Here is a 20,598-nt window from a genome sequence, read left to right as displayed (position 1 = left end):
CGTTCTCAGCCTCCCGCGTTGAGGTCGAACACGATCCGGGCCTTCACCTGTCCGCTGAGGACCTCGTCGGTGCACTCGTTGACGGCGGCGAGCGGCCGGGGCTCCCTGATGACCTTCGTGCGGCCCTCGGCGTGCAGTTGGAAGACCTCGGCGAGGTCCTGGCGGGTGCCGACGATGGAGCCGATGACCGAAGTTCCATTGAGGACGGTGTCGAAGATCGGGACCTGGAGGGTGCCGTGCGCCGGCAGGGCGACCATGACGAGTTTCCCGCCGCGCCGCAGACCGGAGTTGACGGCCTGGAAGGCGGCCGGGTTCACCGCGAGGGCGAGCGCGGCGTGCGCGCCGCCGTGTCGCTTCAGCTCGGCGCCGACGTCCTGGGTGCGGGCGTCGATGACGATGTCCGCGCCGAGTTCCCGGGCCAGTTGCAGCTTGTCGTCGGTCACGTCGATCGCGGCGACCCGTGCACCGGCGATCTTCGCGTACTGCACCGCGAGGTGCCCGAGTCCGCCCACACCCGAGATGGCGACGAGCTGGGCGGGCCCGACCCCGGCGACCTTCAGGGCCTTGTAGGTGGTGACGCCCGCGCAGGTGAGCGGGGCGGCGTCGAGGGCGCTGACGCCCTCGGGCACCGGTTGCGCGAAGTCGGCCCAGGCCAGCATCTTTTCGGCGTAACCGCCGTCGCAGCCGTACCCGGTGTTGATCTGGCTCTCACACAGGGTCTCCCAGCCGGACCGGCAGTGCTCGCACCGCCCGCATGCCTTGCCGAGCCAGGGCACGGCGACTCGTTGTCCGACGGCGAGGTGGGTGACGCCGTCGCCCAGCTTCTCGACCAGGCCGACGCCCTCGTGCCCGGGGACGAACGGCGGGGTGGGCTTGACCGGCCAGTCGCCGTGCGCGGCGTGGATGTCGGTGTGGCACAGCCCGGACGCCTCGACGGCCACGAGCACCTGCCCCGGGCCGGGTTCCGGATCGGGCCTGTCCTCGATGACCAGGGGCTCGCCGAACTTCCGGACGACCGCTGCCTTCATGGTGCTGCTCCTTCTTCTCCGCTTGTCCTCGGTGTGCCGCGTCAGGCGTGCGCGACGACGGCGACGGGGGTGGTGGCGTGGTGCATGACCGCGTGGGCGACGGCGCCGATGTGCACGCCGAACGGGTTGCGGCGGACGCGGCGGCCGACGACGACGAGGGACGCCTCGTGGGCCGCGTCGACGAGGTGGTTGGCGGGGCTGCCCAGTCGGGACTGTTCGGTCACCTCGACGTCCGGGTACTTCTCCCGCCACGGGAGCAGCGCTTCTGTGAGGGCGGCGGCCTGCTCGCGGATCATCTCCTCGCGGGGGTCGACGCCGACGGCCAGGCTGTAGACGTAGTAGGGCGGCAGGTTCCAGCCGGTGACGACGGTCAGCACGGCCCTTCGGCGGCGAGCCTCCTCGAACGCGAAGGTGATGACCGTGTCGTCGGGGTTCTCGATGTCGAGGCCCAGGACCACGGGCCGGAAGCCGGTGGCGGAGGACGGTATGCCGGCGGGGTCCTTGACGTGTTCGTCGGCGGCCTGTTCGCCGGCCCGGACGAGAACAACCGGCACCTCGGCACGTGCGACCACCGACTGGCCGACGGACCCGATCAGGAAGCCGGTGAGGCCGCTCAGGGCACGCGAGCCCAGCACCAGCAGTTCCGCGTCCCGAGAGGCTTCAAGCAGCACCTCCGCCGGAGCCCCGGCCCGCTGCTCGGTGATCACCTCGACACCGGGGTGCCGCAGCCTCAGCCCCTCGGCGGCGTCCCGGGGGATCCGCTCGGTCCAGTGCTGATGCGTCTCGGCGCCGAGGAGCGGTGCCTGGGCCAGCGGCTCCGGGACCGGCTGCCACACGTGAAGCAACCGTACCGGCACTTGGCGCAGCGCGGCCTCGCGGGCCGCCCACTCTGCGGCTGCCCGGCTTTCGGCCGAGCCGTCGAGTCCTACGGTGATCGTGCGGGCCATTCCGGACACCTCCTGTGTCATTGGTTCTGTTCTCAGCGTCTCTTCGGGCGTTCCCGGGGGGCAGGGGCCTGTGGTCCCGGAATGGGGCCGGCGGTCCCTACCGCCAGTGGTGTTCAGCGCAGCCATGTGTAGTCGCGGATGATCGGGAGCCTGGCCCACAGTCGGCCCAGGCCGAGCGCGTCACCGGCCGATGCCACGGCCAACGCGATCAGCACCACCGCGTACACCAGGTGGTAGTCGGCGAACGGGTTCGTCGACATGCTCGCCGACCCGTCCGACAAGTGCTTCGCCGGCGGCCACTCCGCCACCCACATCAACGCCATCATCACGCTGCCCGCCACAGCGGCCAGACGCAGCGCCACGCCCACCGTCAACGCCAACCCGATCCCCAACAGACCCAGCATGAACAGCCAGTCCGCCCACGCCGCCCCGGCCCACGAGTGGAACGTCGACTCCATCGGACCGACGGCCACATGCCCCAGGAACCCCTCCGTCGGCGAACCCCCCTCGACCCAGCCCTTCCCGGACACGGTCGCGTAGCCGAACCCGAACGTCTTGTCCAGGAACGCCCACAGGAACACGAACCCCATCAGCACCCGCGCCGAAGCGAAGACGTAAGCCCGCGCAGTGAGCACGCCGGCCTGTGAACTCGCCGCCCCCGACGCGGAATCCACGCCGTTACGGCGGAGGGACAGCAGATGGAAACCCGAACCACGGTGCGTGGACTGGTGCACGGCCATGACAGTGACTCCTTCAAAGAAGACCCGGCTGGTTCCTGACACCACTCACCCTCCCGGACTCCACCACCACGCACCCGACGCCGAAGGTCCACACCCCAGGGACTCAACAGCCCCAATCCACAGGGACCTTCGGCCACCACCGGCGATGGAACAGCCCGCCTGTACGCGGCGGTGTCTCACCCTTCGCGTACAGGCGGGCTGTCGATCGAACAGGGGATGCCTTTTGGTGGCGTTCCCTGTCCTGAGCAGTCCTTCTCGGTCAGTCGTGCGGGATCACCGCCACTGGAGCGACGGCATGGTGCAGCAGCGCCTGGGTCACCGGACCGATATGAGCGCCGACCGCCGCCCGGCGGGTCTGCCTGCCCACCACCACCAGGGCGGCGTCGTAGGAGGCGTCGACCAGGTGGCGCCCGGCGCCACCGATCGTTGCCTGCGCGTGGATCTCAACGGCGGGGTACCTGTCCTGCCACGGTCGCAGGACGTCGGACAGTTCGCTCCGTACCTGCTTGACCATGTCGTCGTTCATGTCGGGCATCAGCTCGCCGCCGTAGTAGTAGGGCGGCAGCGTCCAGCCGTGAATGATCCGCAGGCGGGCTGCGCGCCGTGAAGCCGCGTCGAACGCGAAATCGATCACCGCGTCATTGGGCTTGTGCAGATCCAGGCCCAGGACGACGTCACGGTGGCCGGAGACGGCGGCGGCCTCGCGTTCCGAGGTCGCCGGCAGTGCCTCCTCCTCGCCGTGCTCGGCAGCACGGACGATGACGACCGGCCGCTCGCACGAGGACAGAACCGCCTGGGAGACGGAGCCGAGCAGGTATCCCGCCGTCTTGCTCAGTCCCCGGGAGCCCAGTACGAGCAGTTCGGCCTCCTCAGCGGCCTTCAGCAGAGCCGCGACGGGCAGACCGGGGATCTCGTCCGTGTCGATCCGCAGCCCGGGGCGGGCTTCGCCGACGCGGGAGCGCGCTTGGGCCAGTAGGTGCTGTGCCGATGCCCGCTGGAGCTCGCTCGGCGGCACCGGCACGCCGAGTCCGGTCGCCGGTGCGAAGGCTGGGGCCTGCCACTCCCACGCGGTCACGAGCCTCAGAGGCAGGTTCCTGAACTGTGCCTCGTGCGCGGCCCAGTCCGCGGCAGCCAGGCTCGCCGGCGAGCCGTCCAGTCCGACGGTGATGGTGCGGGTCATGGAAGTCCTCCTTCAGGCTGCTGTGAGTCTTGATCCCGCCAGGCGTCGACAGCAGGGGCCACTGGTCCTTGGCCACGAGCCGACCGTCCCGCATTCCGACTCTCCGGCTCGCCGCCTGCTGCTTGTCATCCGATGGCGAGTTCGGGTCGTACGAGCCGAAGTTCCGTGGGCGACGGCGTACGCGGCGTCGAGCGCTCCGATCGCGGCCAGGCCACTGGTCCGTTCCACGAACCGGGCGGCCGCAGTCTGAGACCTCGATCCCTTTGCCGTCGGGTTGAGCTGTGCAGGGATACTGCCGTGGTGCTGTTGACGTGGATCGCTGAAGTGGCGGACGGGCCTCTGGTACTGGAGCCGGCGAACCGGCGCGTGGAGTGGGAGACCAACACCCGGTCGCTGGATGCGACTGACGAGGACAGGAGTTCGCTGTCCGTCGCCGAGGCGGTGGCCGCCTTCGAGCGGACCGCTGCGGATATCCGAGAACGCATTCGCGATCTGCGCTTCTCTGAGGTGGCGACGTTCTACATGTGGCACGACAGGCAGGCAGGACAGCTCCGGTGCTCGACGGGTTCTGTGCCCTCGGATGCGCTGCCGTTCAGCGGCACCTATGTGGCTTCCGACGACCTGGGTTCCAGGTCGATGCCGCAGAGCCGACCGGAGGCCATCGACGGCTGCCTCGCCGGCACCGACCTGGCCCTGGAGCTGTGAGCATGGGGTCGGCCGACCCGAAATTGATCGAAGCCCAAAGCTGCTGGTCAGCTAACGTGGCGGCATGACTGGCAGCCTGCCCGAGGACGTAGCCGACGTGCTTGGCCTCGTCCTGAACCCGGACGAGGCCGTTCACGTCGCCCTCCGACGGCAGGTGCCCCGACTCAGGGTGCAATCCCGCTGTGAGTGCGGTTGCGGCACTGCCTACTTCGACCTTGACGCCGACGCGGTGGAGCCCGCGCCAACGGGCCCCGGCACCGTCGTGGCTGCCGACGTGCAGCTGTTCACCGAAACCGGCGAGTGCCCTGGCGAGGTCCTGGTCTTCGCGCGAGGCGGCTACCTCTCATGGCTTGAGGTCTGTTCTTGGAGCGATGACGTCGAGGTGAATCTCACCGCAGCGCGGCGCTGGCTACAGCCATCGTCCTGAACCCGAGCCGGTAGCAGCTGGCGGTCTCGGACCCTGACGCCGTCACCACGAGACGACCGACATCACGGGTTCAAGTTCAGTAGCTGCAGGGACCCATCACCGCGGCCGAGGCGTACCGCCGGATCAGTGTCCTGTCGGCAGTCACTCGCGAGGCGACGAGGCGTTCATCATCGAGGTCGCCGAGATGCGCCCCAGGAAGTCCGAGGTGGACACTTTTAGTAGGACACCAGTGTTTCTCGAAACGATCAGAGGAGTGATCGCCATGACCGAGGAACTGGTACCTCCGCTCACGGTCGTCCGCCCAGGCGAGGGCACCGAGGGCTTCCTCGGTTCCATTGGTGTGGTCTTCAAGCTCCGGGGTGCCGATACCAACGGCGCCTTGTCGGTCGTCGAGCACCCGTTCCCGATCGGTGCGCTGGTGCCGCCCCACCTGCACACCCGCGAGGACGAGTACTCGATCGTCACCGAAGGCGAGATCGGCTTCCGCTCAGGCGACCGCGAAGCCGTGCTGGGCCCCGGCGGCTACATCACCAAACCTCGCGGCGAACTGCACGCCATGTGGAACGCCGGCTCGGTCCCTGCCCGCATGATCGAGATCATCAGCCCGGCCGGCTTCGAGAACTGCTTCCGCGAGATCGCCGAGATGCTCGCCGACGGCCCGCCCCCCTCCCCGGACGCCATCCCCGCACTCGCGTCCAAATATGGGCTCGAATTCGGTCAGCCTGACTGGCTGCCGGACGTCATCGCGCGGTTCGGGCTGACGCCGCCGCCGGGAGCGTGAGGGGATCGAAGGTCATCCACATCATCGCCACCGCGACGGGATCTGCACCATCTGCTCCAACAGGTCCCAGCCCTGCTGCTTCCGCACTCATCTCGAGTGCAGCCTATAGATCCACGCCAAGTGCCACGACATCTTGAAGACGCCGGAAACGGCCTGTGTCGGCCATGGAACGACTTGTGCCGGAAGGGGTCTCGGGCCACCGTGTGGCTTCGTGGCGCCTGGGCCAGGCGCCTGGCCCAGGGACAGACCTGGCCGTCGACTGGCATCCATCCGTTGGGTCCAGACGGTCCCCACCCCCGTGGACCTCACAGGCCCTCGCGGCGCTTCACTTCTCACCATGAGCACTATTGCCAGAAATTATGCTCACCCGTGGGCCGGGCGCAGCCGGGCAGCGATGACCGCGCCGATCGAAGTGCGCACCTGGTTCGGCAGTGTCCGGTCGGTGATGATGTGCCGCAACTGCTCAGGGCTCCAGCCGGCCGGAAGTATCACGGTCACCAGGCGCGCTTGACCGGTCAGTGCCGGCCCGGTCAGAAGCAGTTCGGGACGCCTCGCCCCGGCCTGCTTCGCCGGCTGCGGAGAGGTGGACTTGGAGCACGATGTCGGCCCCGAACGCGCCACCGTGGATTCCCGATACGAAGCTGACGCGGCCGCGGCTCCATCGTCAATGTCAGCACGATGGTCGCCGACTTCGGCATGGCGGGCATGGGTCTGTACGGACCGAGCAAGGCCGCCGTGAACCTGCTGACGAAATCGTGGGCAGCCGAGTATGGCCCCGCAGGGCGTCCGGGTCAATGCCGTCAGGGTCGCTCCGAACGGACCGAGGGAACCGCCGGAATGGGCGAGGATCTGAGAGCTCTCGCCACCCAGGCCCCCGCGGGTCCGCCCGCCAGTCCGGAGGACATCGCTTCCGCTCGAGCGGCAGTGGCTCGGCTCGGGACTCCAGCCGAGCCACTGCCGTCTCGAGCCAGATCGTGGGCACGCGCGGCCTGCCCGGGTCACGATTGACTCACGACAAGCACCCTGTTACTCACGCCTTGGCGCACAGCGGATGGACAGCCCGGTCGGTCCACAGCAGGAGAGCCGAGCCCCGCCCTTCCCGGCTGGGCGCGGCGTTCCACCTGCTTTTGCCCTTCACCCGCCACGACCTGTCTAGGTCCGCGCCTCCGGCGGTCGGGACACCTCGTTGGCGCCCATGGCCGCCCGCCGCGAGTTCGATCCGCCGAGCGGCGATGTGATGCGGCAGACCGACGGACACGACGGGCAGGGCGCGACGCGCCGCGACATCAAGATCACTCATCCCAGCACCGTAGTTCCCGCCAGCACCGGCATCTCGCAGCAGACACGTTAGATTATAGGTGTAATGTAAGTGTCCGTTGTCCGCCCGCCAGGGATGTGGCTTCTTGCTCGCCCCGTGTGGGCTCGGTTCGCAAGGTCGCGATGAACCAGCGGGGAGCTGCCTGCTCAGCCTGGCGCCAAGTGACGAGGGACCCATGACCTTTGACGATCTGCTGCTGCCACGCGTTTCGCCCGCCGAAGCGGCCGAACTCGCATCGCTGGCGAGCGGTCCTGTTCTGCTGCCCGGCGACGAGGGGTACGACGCCGAGTGCCGGACCTACAACCTCAATGTCCCCTTGGAGCCGGCCCTCGTGGTCGGTGCCGACGACGCGGCCGACGTACAGGCGGCCGTCCGCTTCGCGGCCCGCCAGGGGCGGCCTGTATCGGTGAAGACCACGGGGCATCAACAGGTCCGTCCTGCCCGGGGCGGCGTGTTGATCAGCACCCGGCGGATGAAGGGCATCGCCGTCGACGCAGGCCGCAGACGCGCGAGGGTCGAGGCCGGAGTGATCTGGCAGGAGGTCATGGACCAGGCCGCCAAGGTCGGCCTGGCCCCGATGAGCGGCTCGGCTCCGCTGGTGGGCGTCACCGGCTACACCCTCGGAGGTGGACTCAGCCCGGTCTTCGGCCGGAGCCAGGGATACGCGGCGGACCATGTCCGCTCACTGGAGGTGGTGACCGCTGACGGCGAGTTGCGGCATGTCACGCCGGACAACGATCCCGAACTCTTCTGGTGCCTGCTCGGAGGAAAGGGCAATTTCGGCGTCGTCACCGCGCTGGAGTTCGACCTGTTCCCGGTGACCAGTTTCTACGGCGGCGGCATCTACTTCCCCGGCGAACGACTCGCCGAGGTGCTCCACACCTGGCGCATCTGGCAAGCAGACATGCCGGAGGAGATGTCCTCCTCGGTCGCCGTGCAACGGCTCCCTCCGCTGCCCGCATTGCCGGAGCCCCTCCGGGGGGCCTTCGTGGTGCATGTGCGCTTCGCCTATCTCGGCCCTTCGGTCGAAGGGGAACGGCTGATCGCACCTGTTCGCGCGGCCGCCCCGGCGCTCATCGACACCGTGGAGGAGACGCCCTGCACCGCCGTGGGCGCCGTCCACATGGACCCGCCGACGCCGATGCCCTATTACGATCGCACGACGCTGTTGCGCGCGTTTCCCGCCGAAGCGGCCGACAGGTTGATCGAACTGCTCGGCCCCGGGTCGGACTCCCCTCTGGCGAGTGTCGAGATTCGCATGCTCGGCGGTGCGCTCGACCGTGAGCCCGAGGTCCCCAACGCCGTGTCCAGCCGAGGGCTTCCCTTCGTCCTCTTCGGCTTCGGCGTGGGCACCTCCGAGCGGGGCGAGTTCCTGAGCGCCGAACTCGAAGAGGTGATGAACGCGATGGAGCCCTGGGCAGACAGGCGCCGGATGGTCAACTTCCTGTCCACCGAGGAGGCAACCGACAGCGAGCGGTTGAGAGAGGTCTACGGCGCTGAGCGCTACCGGCGTCTGACCGCCGCGAAGAAGGCGTACGACCCGACCAACATGTTCCGGGTGAACCACAACATTCCGCCCGGCTGACGGCATTCGGCCACCGGGCAGTGCCGTGCCGGCGCCAGGGGTCAGACTCGCTCGCCCGGTCCACAGTCCACAGGTCTCCGGACGGGCCCGTTCAAGGCGCTGCGGCCGGTGCCGTCTCCCCGCCCATGCCGGTCGCAGCGCACAGACGCCCCTTTATCTGCCTGCCAGGAAGCCGCAACCGCACGCCCACCTGCGCGTCGGCGGCGGCCTTCGACCGCTCCTCGGACATGGGCCGGGTGGACGTGGCGTGCGACGTCAGCAGCGCAGGCCGCTGTTGCCCGCCGATGCGGATCGCCGCCTTGGTGAGCGGTCCGCCCAGCCACGCGGCGCGTGATGCGAGAACAGTGTGCCGACCCCGCACTTGAGCGGCTACCAAGCCGATTCGGGCCTGTGGGGCCTGATGTCATCCTCCCCTGACCGGCGCCCCAGGGCCTGGGCCCTTCGCGGCGGTCGCCGAGCAGGTGCACCACAGGGACGCGGCCTCGCCGGTGGTCACCAACCCGCCGACTCCGCCCGTGCCGGAGGAGGCGCATGCGATCATGGCGCACCACACGCCAGATTGCGTTCACCATCTTCCATGCGGCGGGACAGCGACCATCTTCAACGAGACGGCTTTGCCTGTTCTCGCCGGTGCCGCGGATGGTCGTAGTGCCGGCCCGATCCACCACCGGCCTGCGGGCTGCCACCGGGCGTGCGCCTGTCGGCAGTGCGGGAGGCCGTCGACTGCGTCGACCGATAGACGGTGGGCGTAATCTTTAGAGTGCAGTGGATGACTTCTCGACGTCACGGAGGGTGTTGGATGAGCCGCGTCTCGCAAGCAGAAGCGCGTGCCAACCGGGAGCGCGTGGTGGCCGCGGCCGCGCGGCTGTTCCGTGAAGACGGGGTGGCGAATGTAGGCATCGCGGACGTGATGAAGTCCATCGGACTCACCCAGGGCGGCTTCTACAAGCAGTTCGCCTCCAAAGCCGCGCTGGTCGACGAAGCGGCCGCCAAGGCGTTCGCCGACAATCTGCGAGACCTCCTGGCTTTGGACCAGGAGGCCGGGGAGCATGAGGCGGCGTGGCAGTCGCTGCTCGAGTCCTACTTCTCGGTCGAGCATCGCGACAACCCTGGTACCGGTTGCCCCGCGGCCGGGTTCGCCGGCGATGTCGCGCGAGAGCCCAAACACAGGGAGACCTACGCCAAGGGCGTCCAGGAACTCGCGGAGTGGATTGCGCCCGGTGACGCCGGCCTGGCCGCTTACGCCACGCTCGTCGGCGGCATAATCCTTGCCCGCGCCACCGCGGGCACGCCTTTGTCGGAACAGATCCTGCGGGCTTCACATGCCGCGGCGACGAGGGCTGCCGACAGTACTGAGTCGGCGGACGGCTGAGGCCCCAAGCCGCCGGCCGAACCCTCGGTGCCGTACACGAGGGTCAGGGGCATGGCCATCAAGGGCGCCATGCGCCGCCGCCAAGGCCGTGGCCCACTACGCCGGCGGCGCTGCGTCCCCGGCCAACCACGCCTCTTTGGTGATGAGCCGCTCAGGTGGTGCACCGGCCGCAGTGCCGCCGCCAGACTGTGCATGCCGCACGCATACGACGTCGTGCGTTCGATGACGTAGAGGCAACCGCCCTCCCTCGGGCGGCCCGGAAGGACAACGGCCGTTACGCCTCACGTCCCCGGCCGCTCACCTGGACGGCGGCCGGGATGACGACGTTACTCAGAGGTGCCGGCCGCCCCCGCGACCGCGGCGCGCACCTCCTGGGCGAACCCCTTCACGGTGTACCCCGGGGGCAGGCTGTCGATCAGGACGAGGTCCGAGATCGCGTTGCGCACACGCAGCGGCAGGATCGCCTGATACTCGGGCGAGCGGTACCAGGCCTCCGCCGCGGCACGGTCGGGGAACTCCATCAGCACGACCAGGCCCGGCCACGCGCCCTCGATCACGTCGGGGGCGCCGTTCGCCAGCCACTTGCCGCCGAACGGCTGGACCGTGGCCTCGACCTGCTCCAGGTACGAAAGTCCCTGCTCGTTCGGGATGTCGCCAGGGATGCGGAGATGGTTGATCAGGTAGGCGCTCATGGAAGGTTCCTTTGAGGAGGCCACGCGTGCTTGGCGCGCAGCGGCGTTAGATTACCAGTATCATCTAACTCCGGAGTGACAAGTCCCGCAACTCAGGAGACGGCAGATCTCAGAGGACCCCTCGACGCCTGCGAGGCGGGGACGGTCATGACCTGTCCCGCTCCAGGCCGGCATCCACCCAGGCGCCCGCATGGCCTCCCGACACGGCCGACAGCTTAGATTGTCAGTGACATCTATCACGTGGACACTCTGCGGTGACGGCCGACATGATGGGCCCGCACATCATGCGCAACGCGCCACCTGCCTCACGAGGTCCGAATGACCCTGCCGTCGCCGGCGCCTGCAGCGTGGCTCGACCCCGAGCATCTGCAACGGGCACGACTACCACCGACCCCACACCGGCATCGACGGCCAACCCTCGCAGGAGACGTACTCTCGTGACCTGGTTCATTACGGACAAGCCAGAAGTGTTTCGCGTCGAGGCGGGGAAATTTCTCGCCGCACGTCCCGACCTGCACACCATGCTGCTGTCCGGACTGGGGACGATCGAGCAGTTGCGGGCTCAGGGTGAACCCCCGGCCTCGGTGCTGGGCTGGTGGCGGGAGCCGGATGAGGCGGCGACGACAGCCGCGTTCGTGTGGATGCCACCGCACCTGCTGACCGCGAGCCGCCTCAACCAGGCGGCGGCAACACACCTGGCCGTGTTCCTGTCCGCTCGGTCTGAGCCGTTCACACACCTCCTGGCCGACGACTCATCGGCTCGCACCTTCTCCGAAGCGTGGCGGACGGCCACCGGCTCCGCGCCGAGCAGCGGACCGCAGCTTCGCCTCCATCGTCTTGGACGTCTTGAGTGCCCTGGCGTCGTACCGCCCGGGGCGCCGCGGCCGGTGACCGACGCCGACCGGGCTCTTCTCCACGCTTGGTGCACCCGCTTCGTCGCGGAGGCCGGCTCACTCGGAGTGGATCTCGACGCATTCATCGACGAGCGGATGAGCCGGGATGGCTGGCGGTTGTGGACGGTCGGGGACGAACCAGTGGCCATGGCGGCCATGACGTCGGTCCTAGCCGGCACGGCTCGCATCACCCCCGTCTACACGCTCCCCGAACACCGGGGCCGGGGCTACGGAGCCGCTGTCACCACAGCCGTCTCCCGGGCAGCTCGCGACGCCGGTGCGGAACACGTACTTCTCTTCACCGACCTCGCCAACCCGACGAGCAACAGTATGTACAGGCGCATCGGGTACCGGCCCGTCTCCGACTATCGAATCGTGGTGGCCTGACGGAAAGCACCAATGAACCGCCGTGCCGCACAAGTTGGGCACCACGCCGCCAGAGCCCGCGAGGCGCCGGCAGTCGACTTCCGTCGCCTCGCACGGACGGCACCGGCAGGGACGTCACCCTCGTCGGCGATTCTCCCGGGGAGAACAGCCGTCATGGCCCACCAGTTCCGCGCATGATCGCGGACATCCTGAACCCAGGATCCGACCTCAGGCGCACTCATCGCTCACCATCGCTCTTCTCCCACGTCCGGCATCCCGCCGGCAGCACAGCACCTCGACAGTGGAGTTCACATGGATCACACGTCTCTCGCTTCCCAGGCCGATGCGGCAGCGTACGCTTTCGGGTCGGCCATGGAGCGGCTGGTGAGCGTCGTGCCCGGCGCCACCGGGCGCAGCGGCTCCCAGGGCACTCTCCTCGCCCTCACCCGCTCGCAGATACCCGCTCTCAACGTCGTGATGAGCACGCTGAAGAAGCCCGACGCGGAGGAGATCGCAGAACTGGCCGCCGTGGCGGCAGCGGAGGCAGGCCGCGGCGGCTTTCCCTGGAGTATCCGCTTGCGCGGCGGCCCGGACGAGGCGATGACCCGCACGGCAACCGAGTACGGGCTCACCGGCAGGTCCGAGCAGCCCTTCATGGTGCTGCCTCTGCAGGACGCCTCGGCGCTCCCGCCAAAGACCGGCCCGGTGCGGGTACGTGCTCTGAGCGGTGACGAGTACAGCGGCTTCGCCGAGGTGCTGGCCGCAGGGTTCGGCGCGCCTGCGGTGATCATCTCCAGTCTGTACACGCCGGCTGTTCTGGACGCGCAGGGGATCACCGCCTACATGGCCGAGGTGGACGGGGTCGCCGTAGCCGCGGGCCTGGGGGTCGTGGTAGATGGCCACCTCGGTGTCATCAACGTCGCCACGACACCGCAGCACCGGAGAAGGGGACACGCCCGAGTCATGGTCGAAAGGATTCTGCAGGACGGCAGGGCCTCTGGCGCACACACGGCCTACCTCCACGCCACCGATGAGGCAGCAGGTCTCTTCGAGAGCCTCGGGTTCCGCACGGCCGAAACGTGGACGTCGTTGATCGGGACCTGATCGCCATCCCTTCGGTATCCGTGAGACCGACAGCACGGGCGTCATCGACGAGACTCACGGCACCAGCCTCCGAACCCAGGAGGTGTCCGCAAGCGGGCGGACGCATGCGGCGAAGTCCCAGGCACCCACCGCGAGGCGCCGGTGAGGCTGGTCAGGGCGGTGTGTCGGTGGCGTCGCCGAGCTTCGCCACGGGAGGGGCCAGCAGGGCGACGCGCTGGGGGACGCTGGTGAGGTCGAGCCCTTCCTGAAGGGTGTGGTCGGCTGCACCGACGGGAACCAGCATGCCGAGAGGTCGGTCACCTCCGTGGGCGGGCACAGATCGAGCTGTTCGACGCTGATGGCGGTGCCGGTGACCGCGGGCCGTTTCGCCGGCGCGCTGGATCGCCTGCTCGACCCTCCGCACGTCGGCGGTGGTGGCGGCCCGCGCACTCTTCGCTCCGGCCGTCCCTCGAGGACGACTGCCGCCTGGGAGACCGACGCCCCCCCGGTCGGTATGGAAGCGGTGGCGGAGAGGGCCGCCCCCTGGTCTCGGCCGGGGGTTCGGCGGCGGTGCGCGGACTCACGACGGCCCCGGTGGCGCGATGCCCGGACGACGGGGAGCCGCGTGTCCGCGGACCACGGGTCGTGCCGCACCGTTCGGCAGTCGTCGCCGACGACGGCAGCGTCTTCGTCCACGCGGCAGAGGACGGCCTCGGGGCCGTGGTGGTCCACTCCCGGCCTTCAGACGAGCTCTCCCTGGGCCGAGAACAGCCACACGCTCCATCAACTTCGGCCAAGGCTCGACTGTTTGAGACATTGAAAGATCAATAGTGTGACCCGGGAGCACAAGCGTCTACCTCAAGGAGTCCCGTGTCCGCTGCCCCGCAGCCTCTCGACATCCTCTCCCCCGCGTTCGCGGCGGATCCCTACCCCGCCTACGCGGTGATGCGGGAGAAGGAGCCCTTGATCTGGCACGAGGCGACCCAGAGCTACATCCTCTCCCGCTACGACGACGTCGAGCGCGTCTTCAAGGACAAGAAGTCCGAGTTCACCACGGACAACTACAACTGGCAGCTGGAGCCGGTACACGGCAAGACGATCCTGCAGATGAGCGGGCGTGAGCACGCGGTGCGCCGGGCCCTCGTGGCCCCCGCCTTCCGGGGCAGCGACCTCCAGGAGAAGTTCCTGCCGGTCATCGAGCGCAACTCCCGCGAACTCATAGACGCCTTCCGCGACTCCGGGTCCGCCGACATCGTCAGCGACTACGCAACTCGATTTCCGGTCAACGTCATCGCCGACATGCTCGGGCTGGACAAGGCCGACCACGCCCGCTTCCACGGGTGGTACACGGCCGTGATCGCCTTCCTCGGCAACCTCTCGGGCGACCCGGAGGTAACGGCCGCGGGGGAACGGACCCGGGTCGAGTTCGCCGAGTACATGATCCCGATCATCCAGGAGCGGCGCGAGAAGCCGGGCGACGACCTGCTGTCGGCGCTGTGCGCCGCCGAGGTGGACGGTGTCCGGATGAGCGACGAGGACATCAAGGCGTTCTGCAGTCTGCTGCTCGCCGCCGGAGGCGAGACCACGGACAAGGCGATCGCCAGCATCCTGGCCAACCTGCTGGCGCATCCCGAGCAGCTGGCAGCGGTCAGGGAGGACCGGAGCCTGATTCCGTCGGCGTTCGCCGAGACGCTTCGCTACACCCCGCCGGTCCACATGATCATGCGCCAGTCGGCCGTGGACGTCGAGGTCAGCGGCGGGACCATCCCGGCCGGGGCCACGGTGACCTGCCTGATCGGTGCCGCCAACCGGGACGAGCGACGCTACCGCGAGCCCGACCGTTTCGACATCTTCCGCGACGACCTCAGCACGACCTCGGCGTTCTCCGCCGCCGCCGACCATCTCGCCTTCGCACTCGGCCGGCACTTCTGTGTCGGCGCCCTGCTGGCCAAGGCCGAGGTGGAGATCGGGGTCGACCAGCTGCTGGACGCCATGCCCGATCTGCGGCTCGCCGACGGGTTCGACCCGGTGGAGCAAGGCGTCTTCACCCGTGGCCCGCAGTCGCTGCCGGTGCGCTTCACGCCGGTCACCACCTGATTCCACCCGGCCGGCGCCTCGTTCCCAGGGCTGCGGTGCCCGCCGCCAGGGCCGCCGTACGCCGGGGACTTCCGGTGCCCGCGATCTCGCAGGCACCGGAGCGGCGGCCGGACCGGACGGGTGAGCGGCCTGCCTAGTGTGCGGCCGGGGTGAACTCCACGGGCAGGGACTTCAGTCCGCGCATCCAGATGGACGGGCGCCAGGCCAGCTCCTCCGGCTCGACACTCAGCACAAGGTCGGGCAGATGCTCCATGAGCGTCTCGACGGCCGTCCGCGCCATCACGTCCGCCAGGAGGGGGGCTGGGTAGGGGCAGCGGTGTTCGCCGTTGCTGAAGGACAGGTGGGCGGAGTTCTCCGCACCGACATGGGAGTCCGGCCAGATCTGCGGGTCGGTGTTGGCGGCGGCGAGGCCCAGCACGAGGCAGTCGCCCTCGCGGATGAGCCGGCCCCCCAGCTGGGTGTCACGCACGGCCCAGCGGCCGATGAAGTTCTGGGTGGGTGTGTCCAGCCACAGCACCTCGTTGAGGGCGTCGCCGACGCTGACCCGGCCGCCGGAGACGTTGACCGCGAAGCGCTCGTCGGTGAGCAGCAGACGCAGGGTGTTGCAGATCCAGTTGGCAGTGGGCTGCTGCGCGGCGGCGATGACGGAGATCAGGTCCTGGACGATCTCCTCGTCGGTGAGCCCGGCCGGATCCAGCAGCATCCGCGAGGTGACGTCGGGGCCGGGCCGGTCCCGCTTCTCCTTCACCAGCTGCATGATGCGCGCACCGACACGCCCGTAGGCGGCCACGGGGTCCTCGCCCTCACCGGCGTCGAGTGAGATGCGAAGGTCCTCGACGAGTTGCTCGGTGTCCGCGCTGCCCTGCGTCATACCGCACATCCACAGCACGGCGCGCGCCGGCAGCGCGTGGGCGTACGTGCCCATCAGCTCGGCGTGGCCCCTGCCGGAGAAGCCGGCGATGAGCTGCTCGGCGATCAGCTGGCATTCGCGGGCCAGTTCGAACTGGTCGACACCCTCCAGTGCCTGGGTGATCACCCCGGCGCGGCGCTGGTGTTCGGCACCCTCGGTGAACAGGACGGAGGGCTGGTAGCCGACGAAGGGCATCAGGGGCCAGTCCGGCGGGATGTTCGGCCACTGGTTCCAGCGCCTGGAGTCCCGGGCGAACAGTTCGTCGTGGCTCGTGACGAAGGTGACCTCGGGATAGCCGAGCACGAGCCAGGCGGGGATGTCGTTGTCGAGCAGCACCGGCGCGACGGCACCGTGTTCGCGCCGCAGGGCGCGGTACAACTGGGCGGGCGTCTGCTGGTACTCCAGGCCGCCCAGGTGCACGGCCGAGGAGTGGGCCGGACAGCCGGGCGGAGGAGTGGCCCCGGGAGCGGAGCCGTCGGTGTCGCTCATGCTGTGCTCTCCTGGGACAGTGCCAGCGCGTACAGGTGGTTCACCAGGGTGATGAGGACCTCTTTGCAGGACGATCTGAGCCGGGCGTCGCAGTCGACCATCGGTACGTGCTCGCCCAGGGCGAGCGCTTGGCGGATCTCTTCGAGCGAGAAGCGGGCGTCGTCGCCGTCGAAGCGGTTGACGGCCACCACGAACGGCGTGCCGTGGTGCTCGAGCCGGTCTATCGCGTACCAGGAGTCCTCCATGCGGCGGGTGTCGACCAGCACCACGGCGCCCAGCGTGCCGGAGAACAGGCGGTCCCACAGGAACCAGAAGCGCTCCTGGCCGGGGGCGCCGAACAGGTACAACACCATGCGCTGACTGAGACTGATGCGCCCGAAGTCGAAGGCCACGGTGGTGGTGTTCTTGTTCTCCACGCCTTTGGTCTCGTCGATGCCGTACCCGGCCTGCGTCATCACCTCCTCGGTGTTCAGGGGCCGGATCTCGCTCACCGAGCGCACCATGGTGGTCTTTCCGACACCGAAACCGCCTACGACGACGATCTTCAGGCCGGTCTCGGCGGCATCGGCCAGCGGCGTGCGCTGAGAAGGCAGCTCAGAGGTTACGGAGCCCATGGAGGACCTCCTGGAGCAGGGCGGTTTCGGGGAGGCCGGCGACGGATGCGGCGGCGCGGGGATGGCGGGCGCTGACCTTGCCCATGTCGTGCAGGTCGCCGAGCAGGATCCGCACCACGGTGACGGGCAGCGCCAGCTCGGCCGAGATCTCGACCACGGCCGTGGGATGCCGGCACATCTCCAGGATGCGGACGTGTTCGGACTGCATCCCGGAGGCGGGCTCGCTCTCGCTGACGACCAGCGTCACCAGGTCGAAGAAGTCGTCGGCCTCGCTGCGCCCACCCGTGACCATGTAGAGCCGGTCGGGATCACCGACGTCCACGGGTTTGCGGATCACGTGGTCGCACCCCTGGTGGCGGGAGTGCGGGGCTCGGCCCGCAGGTGGTCGCCGATCTGCTGGACCAGTTCGGTCATCTGGTGGCCCACCACGCCCGGGTCGGCGCTCTCGTCGGCGATGACCGCCAGGTGGGCGCCGTCACCGGCCTCCACGATGAACAGCAGGCCACCGTGGAACTCGGTCATGGCGTGCCGCACGCCGCCCGTTCCGTCGCCGAACTCCACTGAGGCGCCCTGGGACAGCGCCTGGATTCCGGAACAGATGGCGGCCAGTTGGTCGGCCTGGTCGAGCGTCATGTGCTCCGTCCAGCACAGCTTCAGTCCGTCACGGGACAGGACGAGGGCGTGGCGCGTGCCCGGCGTGCGCTCCATGAGGTTCGTCAGGAGCCAGCTCAGGCTGGTGTCAGTGGTCTCCATGGTGGGTGGGGCGGGGTGCGACCGTTCGCGGGTCACCCGGCCCGTACCTCCAATCCAACGAGGGGGGCGATCAGTACGGGAGTGGTGGGCGGGGGAGCCCGATGGGCTGGGGTGCGCGATCTACTCGTCGGGCGACGCCTCGCGCGGGTCCTCGGCACCGGCCTCCCCGGTGCCGTGCCGACCGCGGTGGAAGGCGCCGAAGCGGCTTCCCGCGTCGCGGGCCGGGCCCGGCTCCCCCTGCTGAGCGGGGGACGTGTCGGCGGCCGGCCGGGGGCGTCCCCGCTCGGCCTCGGCCATGGTGCGGCCGGGGGCCCGCACGGGCAGGCCCCCCGGAGTGGCCGGGCCGCGCCCACGAGAGCCGGTCGCGGCGGTGTCCGTGTCGGCTGATCGGGAGCGGACCGGCAGCGGCCTCTCCGTGGCCGGGGCCGGTCCGGGGGCGGGGACCGGCGCGGAGGCTGCCGCTTCCCGACCGCGGCGGGGACTCGCCGGGGCGACGGGCTCGCGCTGCTGGGCCATCAGTTGAGGCGGCAGGAGGACGACGACGCCGGTGCCGCCGCGGGAGGAGGGGCGGTAGTTGACGCTGATGCCGTACTTGGTGGCGACCCGTCCCACGACCGCCAGGCCCAGCCGGGTGCCCTGCAGCGAGGCCAGGTCGGTCACCCGGCCCGCGACGGCCTCCTCCGCGCGGTGCATGGCGGCGTCGGACATCTTCAGGCCGCTGTCCTCGATCGTGACGACAAGTCCGGCGCTGCGCTCCTCCACGTACACGTGGACCTCGTCGATGGGCGGCGAGAAATTGGCAGCGTTGTCCATGAGTTCGGCCAGCAGGTGCATCACGCCCTCGGCGGCGAAGCCCGAGATGGCGGCCTTGCTGGAGTTGTGCAGGCGCACCCGCCGGTAGGCGGCGATCCGGCCGACCGCGCCGCGCAGAACGCTCTCGACCACGATCGGCTTGTTCCAGACGCGGCTGGAACGGCCGCCCATCAGGAGGGCCAGCCGGTCGGTCATCAGGCCCAACTGCGAGGTGCTGTGGTCCAGGCGCAGCAGGTCGCCGAAGACGTCCTCACCGTGCCGCTCCTGCATGTCGCGCAGGTCGGCGAGCATGCCGACGGTCTTGGCCTGCACCCGGCTCAGAGCCTTGGCGGACGCTGCCTGCGCGGCGGCCGAACGGCGTTCGCTGTAGGCGAGTTCGCGCACGAACCACTCGGCGGGGTCGCGCAGCAGCGGACTGCGCGGCCAGTCGAACTTGGCCAGGACGGTGTCCGCGGAACTTCCTTCGCGCAGCAACGCGACGGCGGACGGCAGCGTCTCGGCGGTCAGACGCTTGAGCTCGGCGCTGCCCTGGGCCAGTTCGCCGCGCAGGGTGTCCAGTTCGGACTCGGCGTGGCCGGCTCTGCGGACCAGCCCGTCGAGCTCGGTGGCGAAGACCTCCAGCACCTGGCGCAGGTGCGGATCGGACGGCGGCGTGAGGCGAGCGAGGGCATCGGCGGTCCGGGTCCCGCCCTTCATCTGATGGACGAGGCCCGGCAGAGTGACGTTGACCAGCTGCGACGTGTCCGCGCCCTGCTGCATCGAGTGCTTGCGGGCCATCTCCAGCTCGTCGCTGCGGGATTCGGCATCCCGACGGGCGTTGCGCAGCAGACGGGCGGCGACGGCGACGAGAAGCGCCGAGCACACCCAGGCGACGACCGCGGTGCCGGTCACCCAGCCGCGGGCCTCGGCCGGGGCGACGACGATGACGGCCGCGGCGCTCACGGCAGTGACGAGGAGGGCGACAGGGAACACGGTCGGCGAGGAGCGCGCCCCTCTCGCACTCCGGCGCTGGCGGGGGCGGGCAGGCACTGACATTCCGGGGTCCCTCGGTCCTTGGCGGCAGGAGTCCTGGTGACGACTGGGGGTCGCCGTTGATCAGGGCGGCGGTGGGCGATACTCGCGACCCTTCCGGGTCAAGCACGCCGCCATGCTAGTCACCGAGCCGTGCCCGAAGGCCCGACCTGAGTGCCCTGACCCGGCACCGGTTGAATTCGTCGGGAAACATCCACTGTCACGTGCCCGTGTGATATCTGAAGTCGGCTCATCGTGACAGCTTTGGGGCGACCGTCATGCCATGATTCGGCGCCGAAGAGGCCAACTGAGGCCGCATAGGGGCCAGATGCAGCTCGGGAAACGAACATTTTGAGCCAACTAGCTGTCCCGGTTCGCTCAAGGAGCCCGCTGTGAATCAGTACAGTCTCGGCGAAGCGGTCCTTGGGACCGGACCGGCCCCAGGGATCATAAGGGCGTCGATTCAGGGGAAGCGCGGTGTGCGAGGCGGCCCGCACTCGGAAGCGGTGTGAGCGTCAACTGTGTGCTGCCTGGGCCGACATTGAGCGCCGGTGTACGGGCGATGTGGAACGACCTCTAGCCGGGCGTCGACCCCGCCGAGCAGGAACGCAAGTTCGCGGGGAAGTGGCGAGTCTCTCCACCTACCTGGCGTCGGACCGGGCAGCGGCCACCACGGGCGCCGCCTTGAGCGTCGACGGGGGACCTGTCCCTCATCATTTTTCCCTGCACCCGGGGCAGCGGGTTGAGACTGACACCGGAAGAGGTGGCCCGTCTCGCCAAGGTGAGCGCACCCG

General features: G+C 69.3%; 22 protein-coding genes. 10 read left to right on the top strand and 12 right to left on the bottom strand.

What is annotated here, in order from left to right; translation table 11 throughout:
• Positions 1-5: 5 nt before the first annotated feature.
• The 4 genes from adhP to ADL34_RS06570 form a co-directional block, all read right to left on the bottom strand.
• Positions 6-1,028 (bottom strand): alcohol dehydrogenase AdhP, encoded by a 1,023-nt coding sequence (adhP, locus tag ADL34_RS06585; RefSeq protein WP_062668343.1) that lies wholly within the window; start codon positions 1,026-1,028, stop codon positions 6-8.
• 41 nt (positions 1,029-1,069) lie between these two features.
• Positions 1,070-1,975: a universal stress protein gene (locus ADL34_RS06580; protein ID WP_062668342.1), complete on the bottom strand. Its 906-nt coding sequence runs from the start codon at positions 1,973-1,975 to the stop codon at positions 1,070-1,072.
• Between the two features lie 113 nt (positions 1,976-2,088).
• Positions 2,089-2,715 carry a DoxX family membrane protein gene (locus tag ADL34_RS06575; protein WP_199835528.1) on the bottom strand — a complete coding sequence of 209 codons (627 nt, stop codon included), beginning with the start codon at positions 2,713-2,715 and terminating at the stop codon, positions 2,089-2,091.
• A 259-nt stretch (positions 2,716-2,974) separates the two neighbouring features.
• The gene (locus tag ADL34_RS06570; RefSeq protein ID WP_062668340.1) at positions 2,975-3,895 is read right to left on the bottom strand and encodes a universal stress protein; all 921 of its coding nucleotides are present in this window, start codon (positions 3,893-3,895) and stop codon (positions 2,975-2,977) included.
• A gap of 297 nt (positions 3,896-4,192) precedes the next feature.
• On the opposite strand from ADL34_RS06570, the gene ADL34_RS06565 reads away from it, so the two are divergent.
• The 3 genes from ADL34_RS06565 to ADL34_RS06555 all read left to right on the top strand — a co-directional run bounded on the left by ADL34_RS06565 (position 4,193) and on the right by ADL34_RS06555 (position 5,808).
• Positions 4,193-4,600 (top strand): hypothetical protein, encoded by a 408-nt coding sequence (locus ADL34_RS06565; protein WP_234374955.1) that lies wholly within the window; start codon positions 4,193-4,195, stop codon positions 4,598-4,600.
• 64 nt (positions 4,601-4,664) lie between these two features.
• Entirely contained in the window at positions 4,665-5,027 is a 363-nt protein-coding gene (locus tag ADL34_RS06560) for a hypothetical protein (protein ID WP_062668339.1), read from the top strand.
• A 262-nt stretch (positions 5,028-5,289) separates the two neighbouring features.
• Complete coding sequence (locus ADL34_RS06555) at positions 5,290-5,808, top strand: cupin domain-containing protein (RefSeq protein ID WP_062668338.1); 519 nt, start codon at positions 5,290-5,292, stop codon at positions 5,806-5,808.
• Between the two features lie 363 nt (positions 5,809-6,171).
• On the opposite strand, the gene ADL34_RS36990 is transcribed toward ADL34_RS06555, so the two are convergent.
• Positions 6,172-6,306 (bottom strand): hypothetical protein, encoded by a 135-nt coding sequence (locus tag ADL34_RS36990; RefSeq protein ID WP_267891483.1) that lies wholly within the window; start codon positions 6,304-6,306, stop codon positions 6,172-6,174.
• Positions 6,307-6,468: 162 nt separating this feature from the next.
• Here ADL34_RS36990 and ADL34_RS34605 point away from each other — a divergent pair, with 162 nt between their 5' ends.
• The 4 genes from ADL34_RS34605 to ADL34_RS06545 all read left to right on the top strand — a co-directional run bounded on the left by ADL34_RS34605 (position 6,469) and on the right by ADL34_RS06545 (position 10,083).
• Complete coding sequence (locus ADL34_RS34605; protein WP_267891485.1) at positions 6,469-6,816, top strand: SDR family oxidoreductase; 348 nt, start codon at positions 6,469-6,471, stop codon at positions 6,814-6,816.
• Positions 6,817-7,003: 187 nt separating this feature from the next.
• Positions 7,004-7,159 (top strand): hypothetical protein, encoded by a 156-nt coding sequence (locus tag ADL34_RS36030; RefSeq protein ID WP_159038897.1) that lies wholly within the window; start codon positions 7,004-7,006, stop codon positions 7,157-7,159.
• Between the two features lie 142 nt (positions 7,160-7,301).
• On the top strand, positions 7,302-8,711 hold the full coding sequence (locus ADL34_RS06550; RefSeq protein WP_062668337.1) for an FAD-binding oxidoreductase: 1,410 nt from the start codon (positions 7,302-7,304) through the stop codon (positions 8,709-8,711).
• A 799-nt stretch (positions 8,712-9,510) separates the two neighbouring features.
• The gene (locus ADL34_RS06545; RefSeq protein ID WP_062668336.1) at positions 9,511-10,083 is read left to right on the top strand and encodes a TetR/AcrR family transcriptional regulator; all 573 of its coding nucleotides are present in this window, start codon (positions 9,511-9,513) and stop codon (positions 10,081-10,083) included.
• Between the two features lie 326 nt (positions 10,084-10,409).
• On the opposite strand, the gene ADL34_RS06540 is transcribed toward ADL34_RS06545, so the two are convergent.
• Entirely contained in the window at positions 10,410-10,775 is a 366-nt protein-coding gene (locus ADL34_RS06540; RefSeq protein ID WP_062668335.1) for a DUF1330 domain-containing protein, read from the bottom strand.
• Positions 10,776-11,212: 437 nt separating this feature from the next.
• Between ADL34_RS06540 and ADL34_RS06535 the strand changes: the two genes are divergently transcribed.
• Together ADL34_RS06535 and ADL34_RS06530 are read left to right on the top strand one after the other, a co-directional pair.
• Complete coding sequence (locus ADL34_RS06535; RefSeq protein ID WP_062668334.1) at positions 11,213-12,055, top strand: GNAT family N-acetyltransferase; 843 nt, start codon at positions 11,213-11,215, stop codon at positions 12,053-12,055.
• Between the two features lie 291 nt (positions 12,056-12,346).
• Positions 12,347-13,138, top strand: a complete 792-nt coding sequence (locus ADL34_RS06530; protein WP_062668333.1) for a GNAT family N-acetyltransferase — start codon at positions 12,347-12,349, stop codon at positions 13,136-13,138.
• Between the two features lie 151 nt (positions 13,139-13,289).
• On the opposite strand, the gene ADL34_RS36985 is transcribed toward ADL34_RS06530, so the two are convergent.
• Positions 13,290-13,421, bottom strand: a complete 132-nt coding sequence (locus tag ADL34_RS36985) for a hypothetical protein (RefSeq protein WP_267891482.1) — start codon at positions 13,419-13,421, stop codon at positions 13,290-13,292.
• A 566-nt stretch (positions 13,422-13,987) separates the two neighbouring features.
• Here ADL34_RS36985 and ADL34_RS06525 point away from each other — a divergent pair.
• Complete coding sequence (locus ADL34_RS06525) at positions 13,988-15,214, top strand: cytochrome P450 (protein ID WP_062668332.1); 1,227 nt, start codon at positions 13,988-13,990, stop codon at positions 15,212-15,214.
• 133 nt (positions 15,215-15,347) lie between these two features.
• Here ADL34_RS06525 and ADL34_RS06520 read toward each other — a convergent pair whose 3' ends face one another.
• The 5 genes from ADL34_RS06520 to ADL34_RS06500 form a co-directional block, all read right to left on the bottom strand.
• Positions 15,348-16,613 carry a cytochrome P450 gene (locus ADL34_RS06520; protein ID WP_062668331.1) on the bottom strand — a complete coding sequence of 422 codons (1,266 nt, stop codon included), beginning with the start codon at positions 16,611-16,613 and terminating at the stop codon, positions 15,348-15,350.
• Positions 16,610-17,227 carry a GTP-binding protein gene (locus tag ADL34_RS06515; protein ID WP_062668330.1) on the bottom strand — a complete coding sequence of 206 codons (618 nt, stop codon included), beginning with the start codon at positions 17,225-17,227 and terminating at the stop codon, positions 16,610-16,612. Before ADL34_RS06515 ends, ADL34_RS06520 begins: the two co-directional genes overlap by 4 nt.
• Positions 17,208-17,564 carry a DUF742 domain-containing protein gene (locus ADL34_RS06510; RefSeq protein ID WP_062668365.1) on the bottom strand — a complete coding sequence of 119 codons (357 nt, stop codon included), beginning with the start codon at positions 17,562-17,564 and terminating at the stop codon, positions 17,208-17,210. The genes ADL34_RS06515 and ADL34_RS06510 overlap by 20 nt, the downstream gene beginning before the upstream one ends.
• Positions 17,561-17,980 carry a roadblock/LC7 domain-containing protein gene (locus tag ADL34_RS06505; RefSeq protein WP_062668329.1) on the bottom strand — a complete coding sequence of 140 codons (420 nt, stop codon included), beginning with the start codon at positions 17,978-17,980 and terminating at the stop codon, positions 17,561-17,563. The genes ADL34_RS06510 and ADL34_RS06505 overlap by 4 nt, the downstream gene beginning before the upstream one ends.
• A 120-nt stretch (positions 17,981-18,100) precedes the next feature.
• Positions 18,101-19,828, bottom strand: coding sequence for a sensor histidine kinase (locus ADL34_RS06500; protein WP_107115635.1), 1,728 nt, complete (start codon positions 19,826-19,828; stop codon positions 18,101-18,103).
• Between the last annotated feature and the right edge of the window lie 770 nt (positions 19,829-20,598).

The sequence above is a fragment of the Streptomyces sp. NRRL WC-3605 genome, from assembly GCF_001509795.1.
Lineage (GTDB): Bacteria > Actinomycetota > Actinomycetes > Streptomycetales > Streptomycetaceae > Streptomyces > Streptomyces viridochromogenes.
This window is presented reverse-complemented; position numbering and strand designations above follow the sequence as displayed.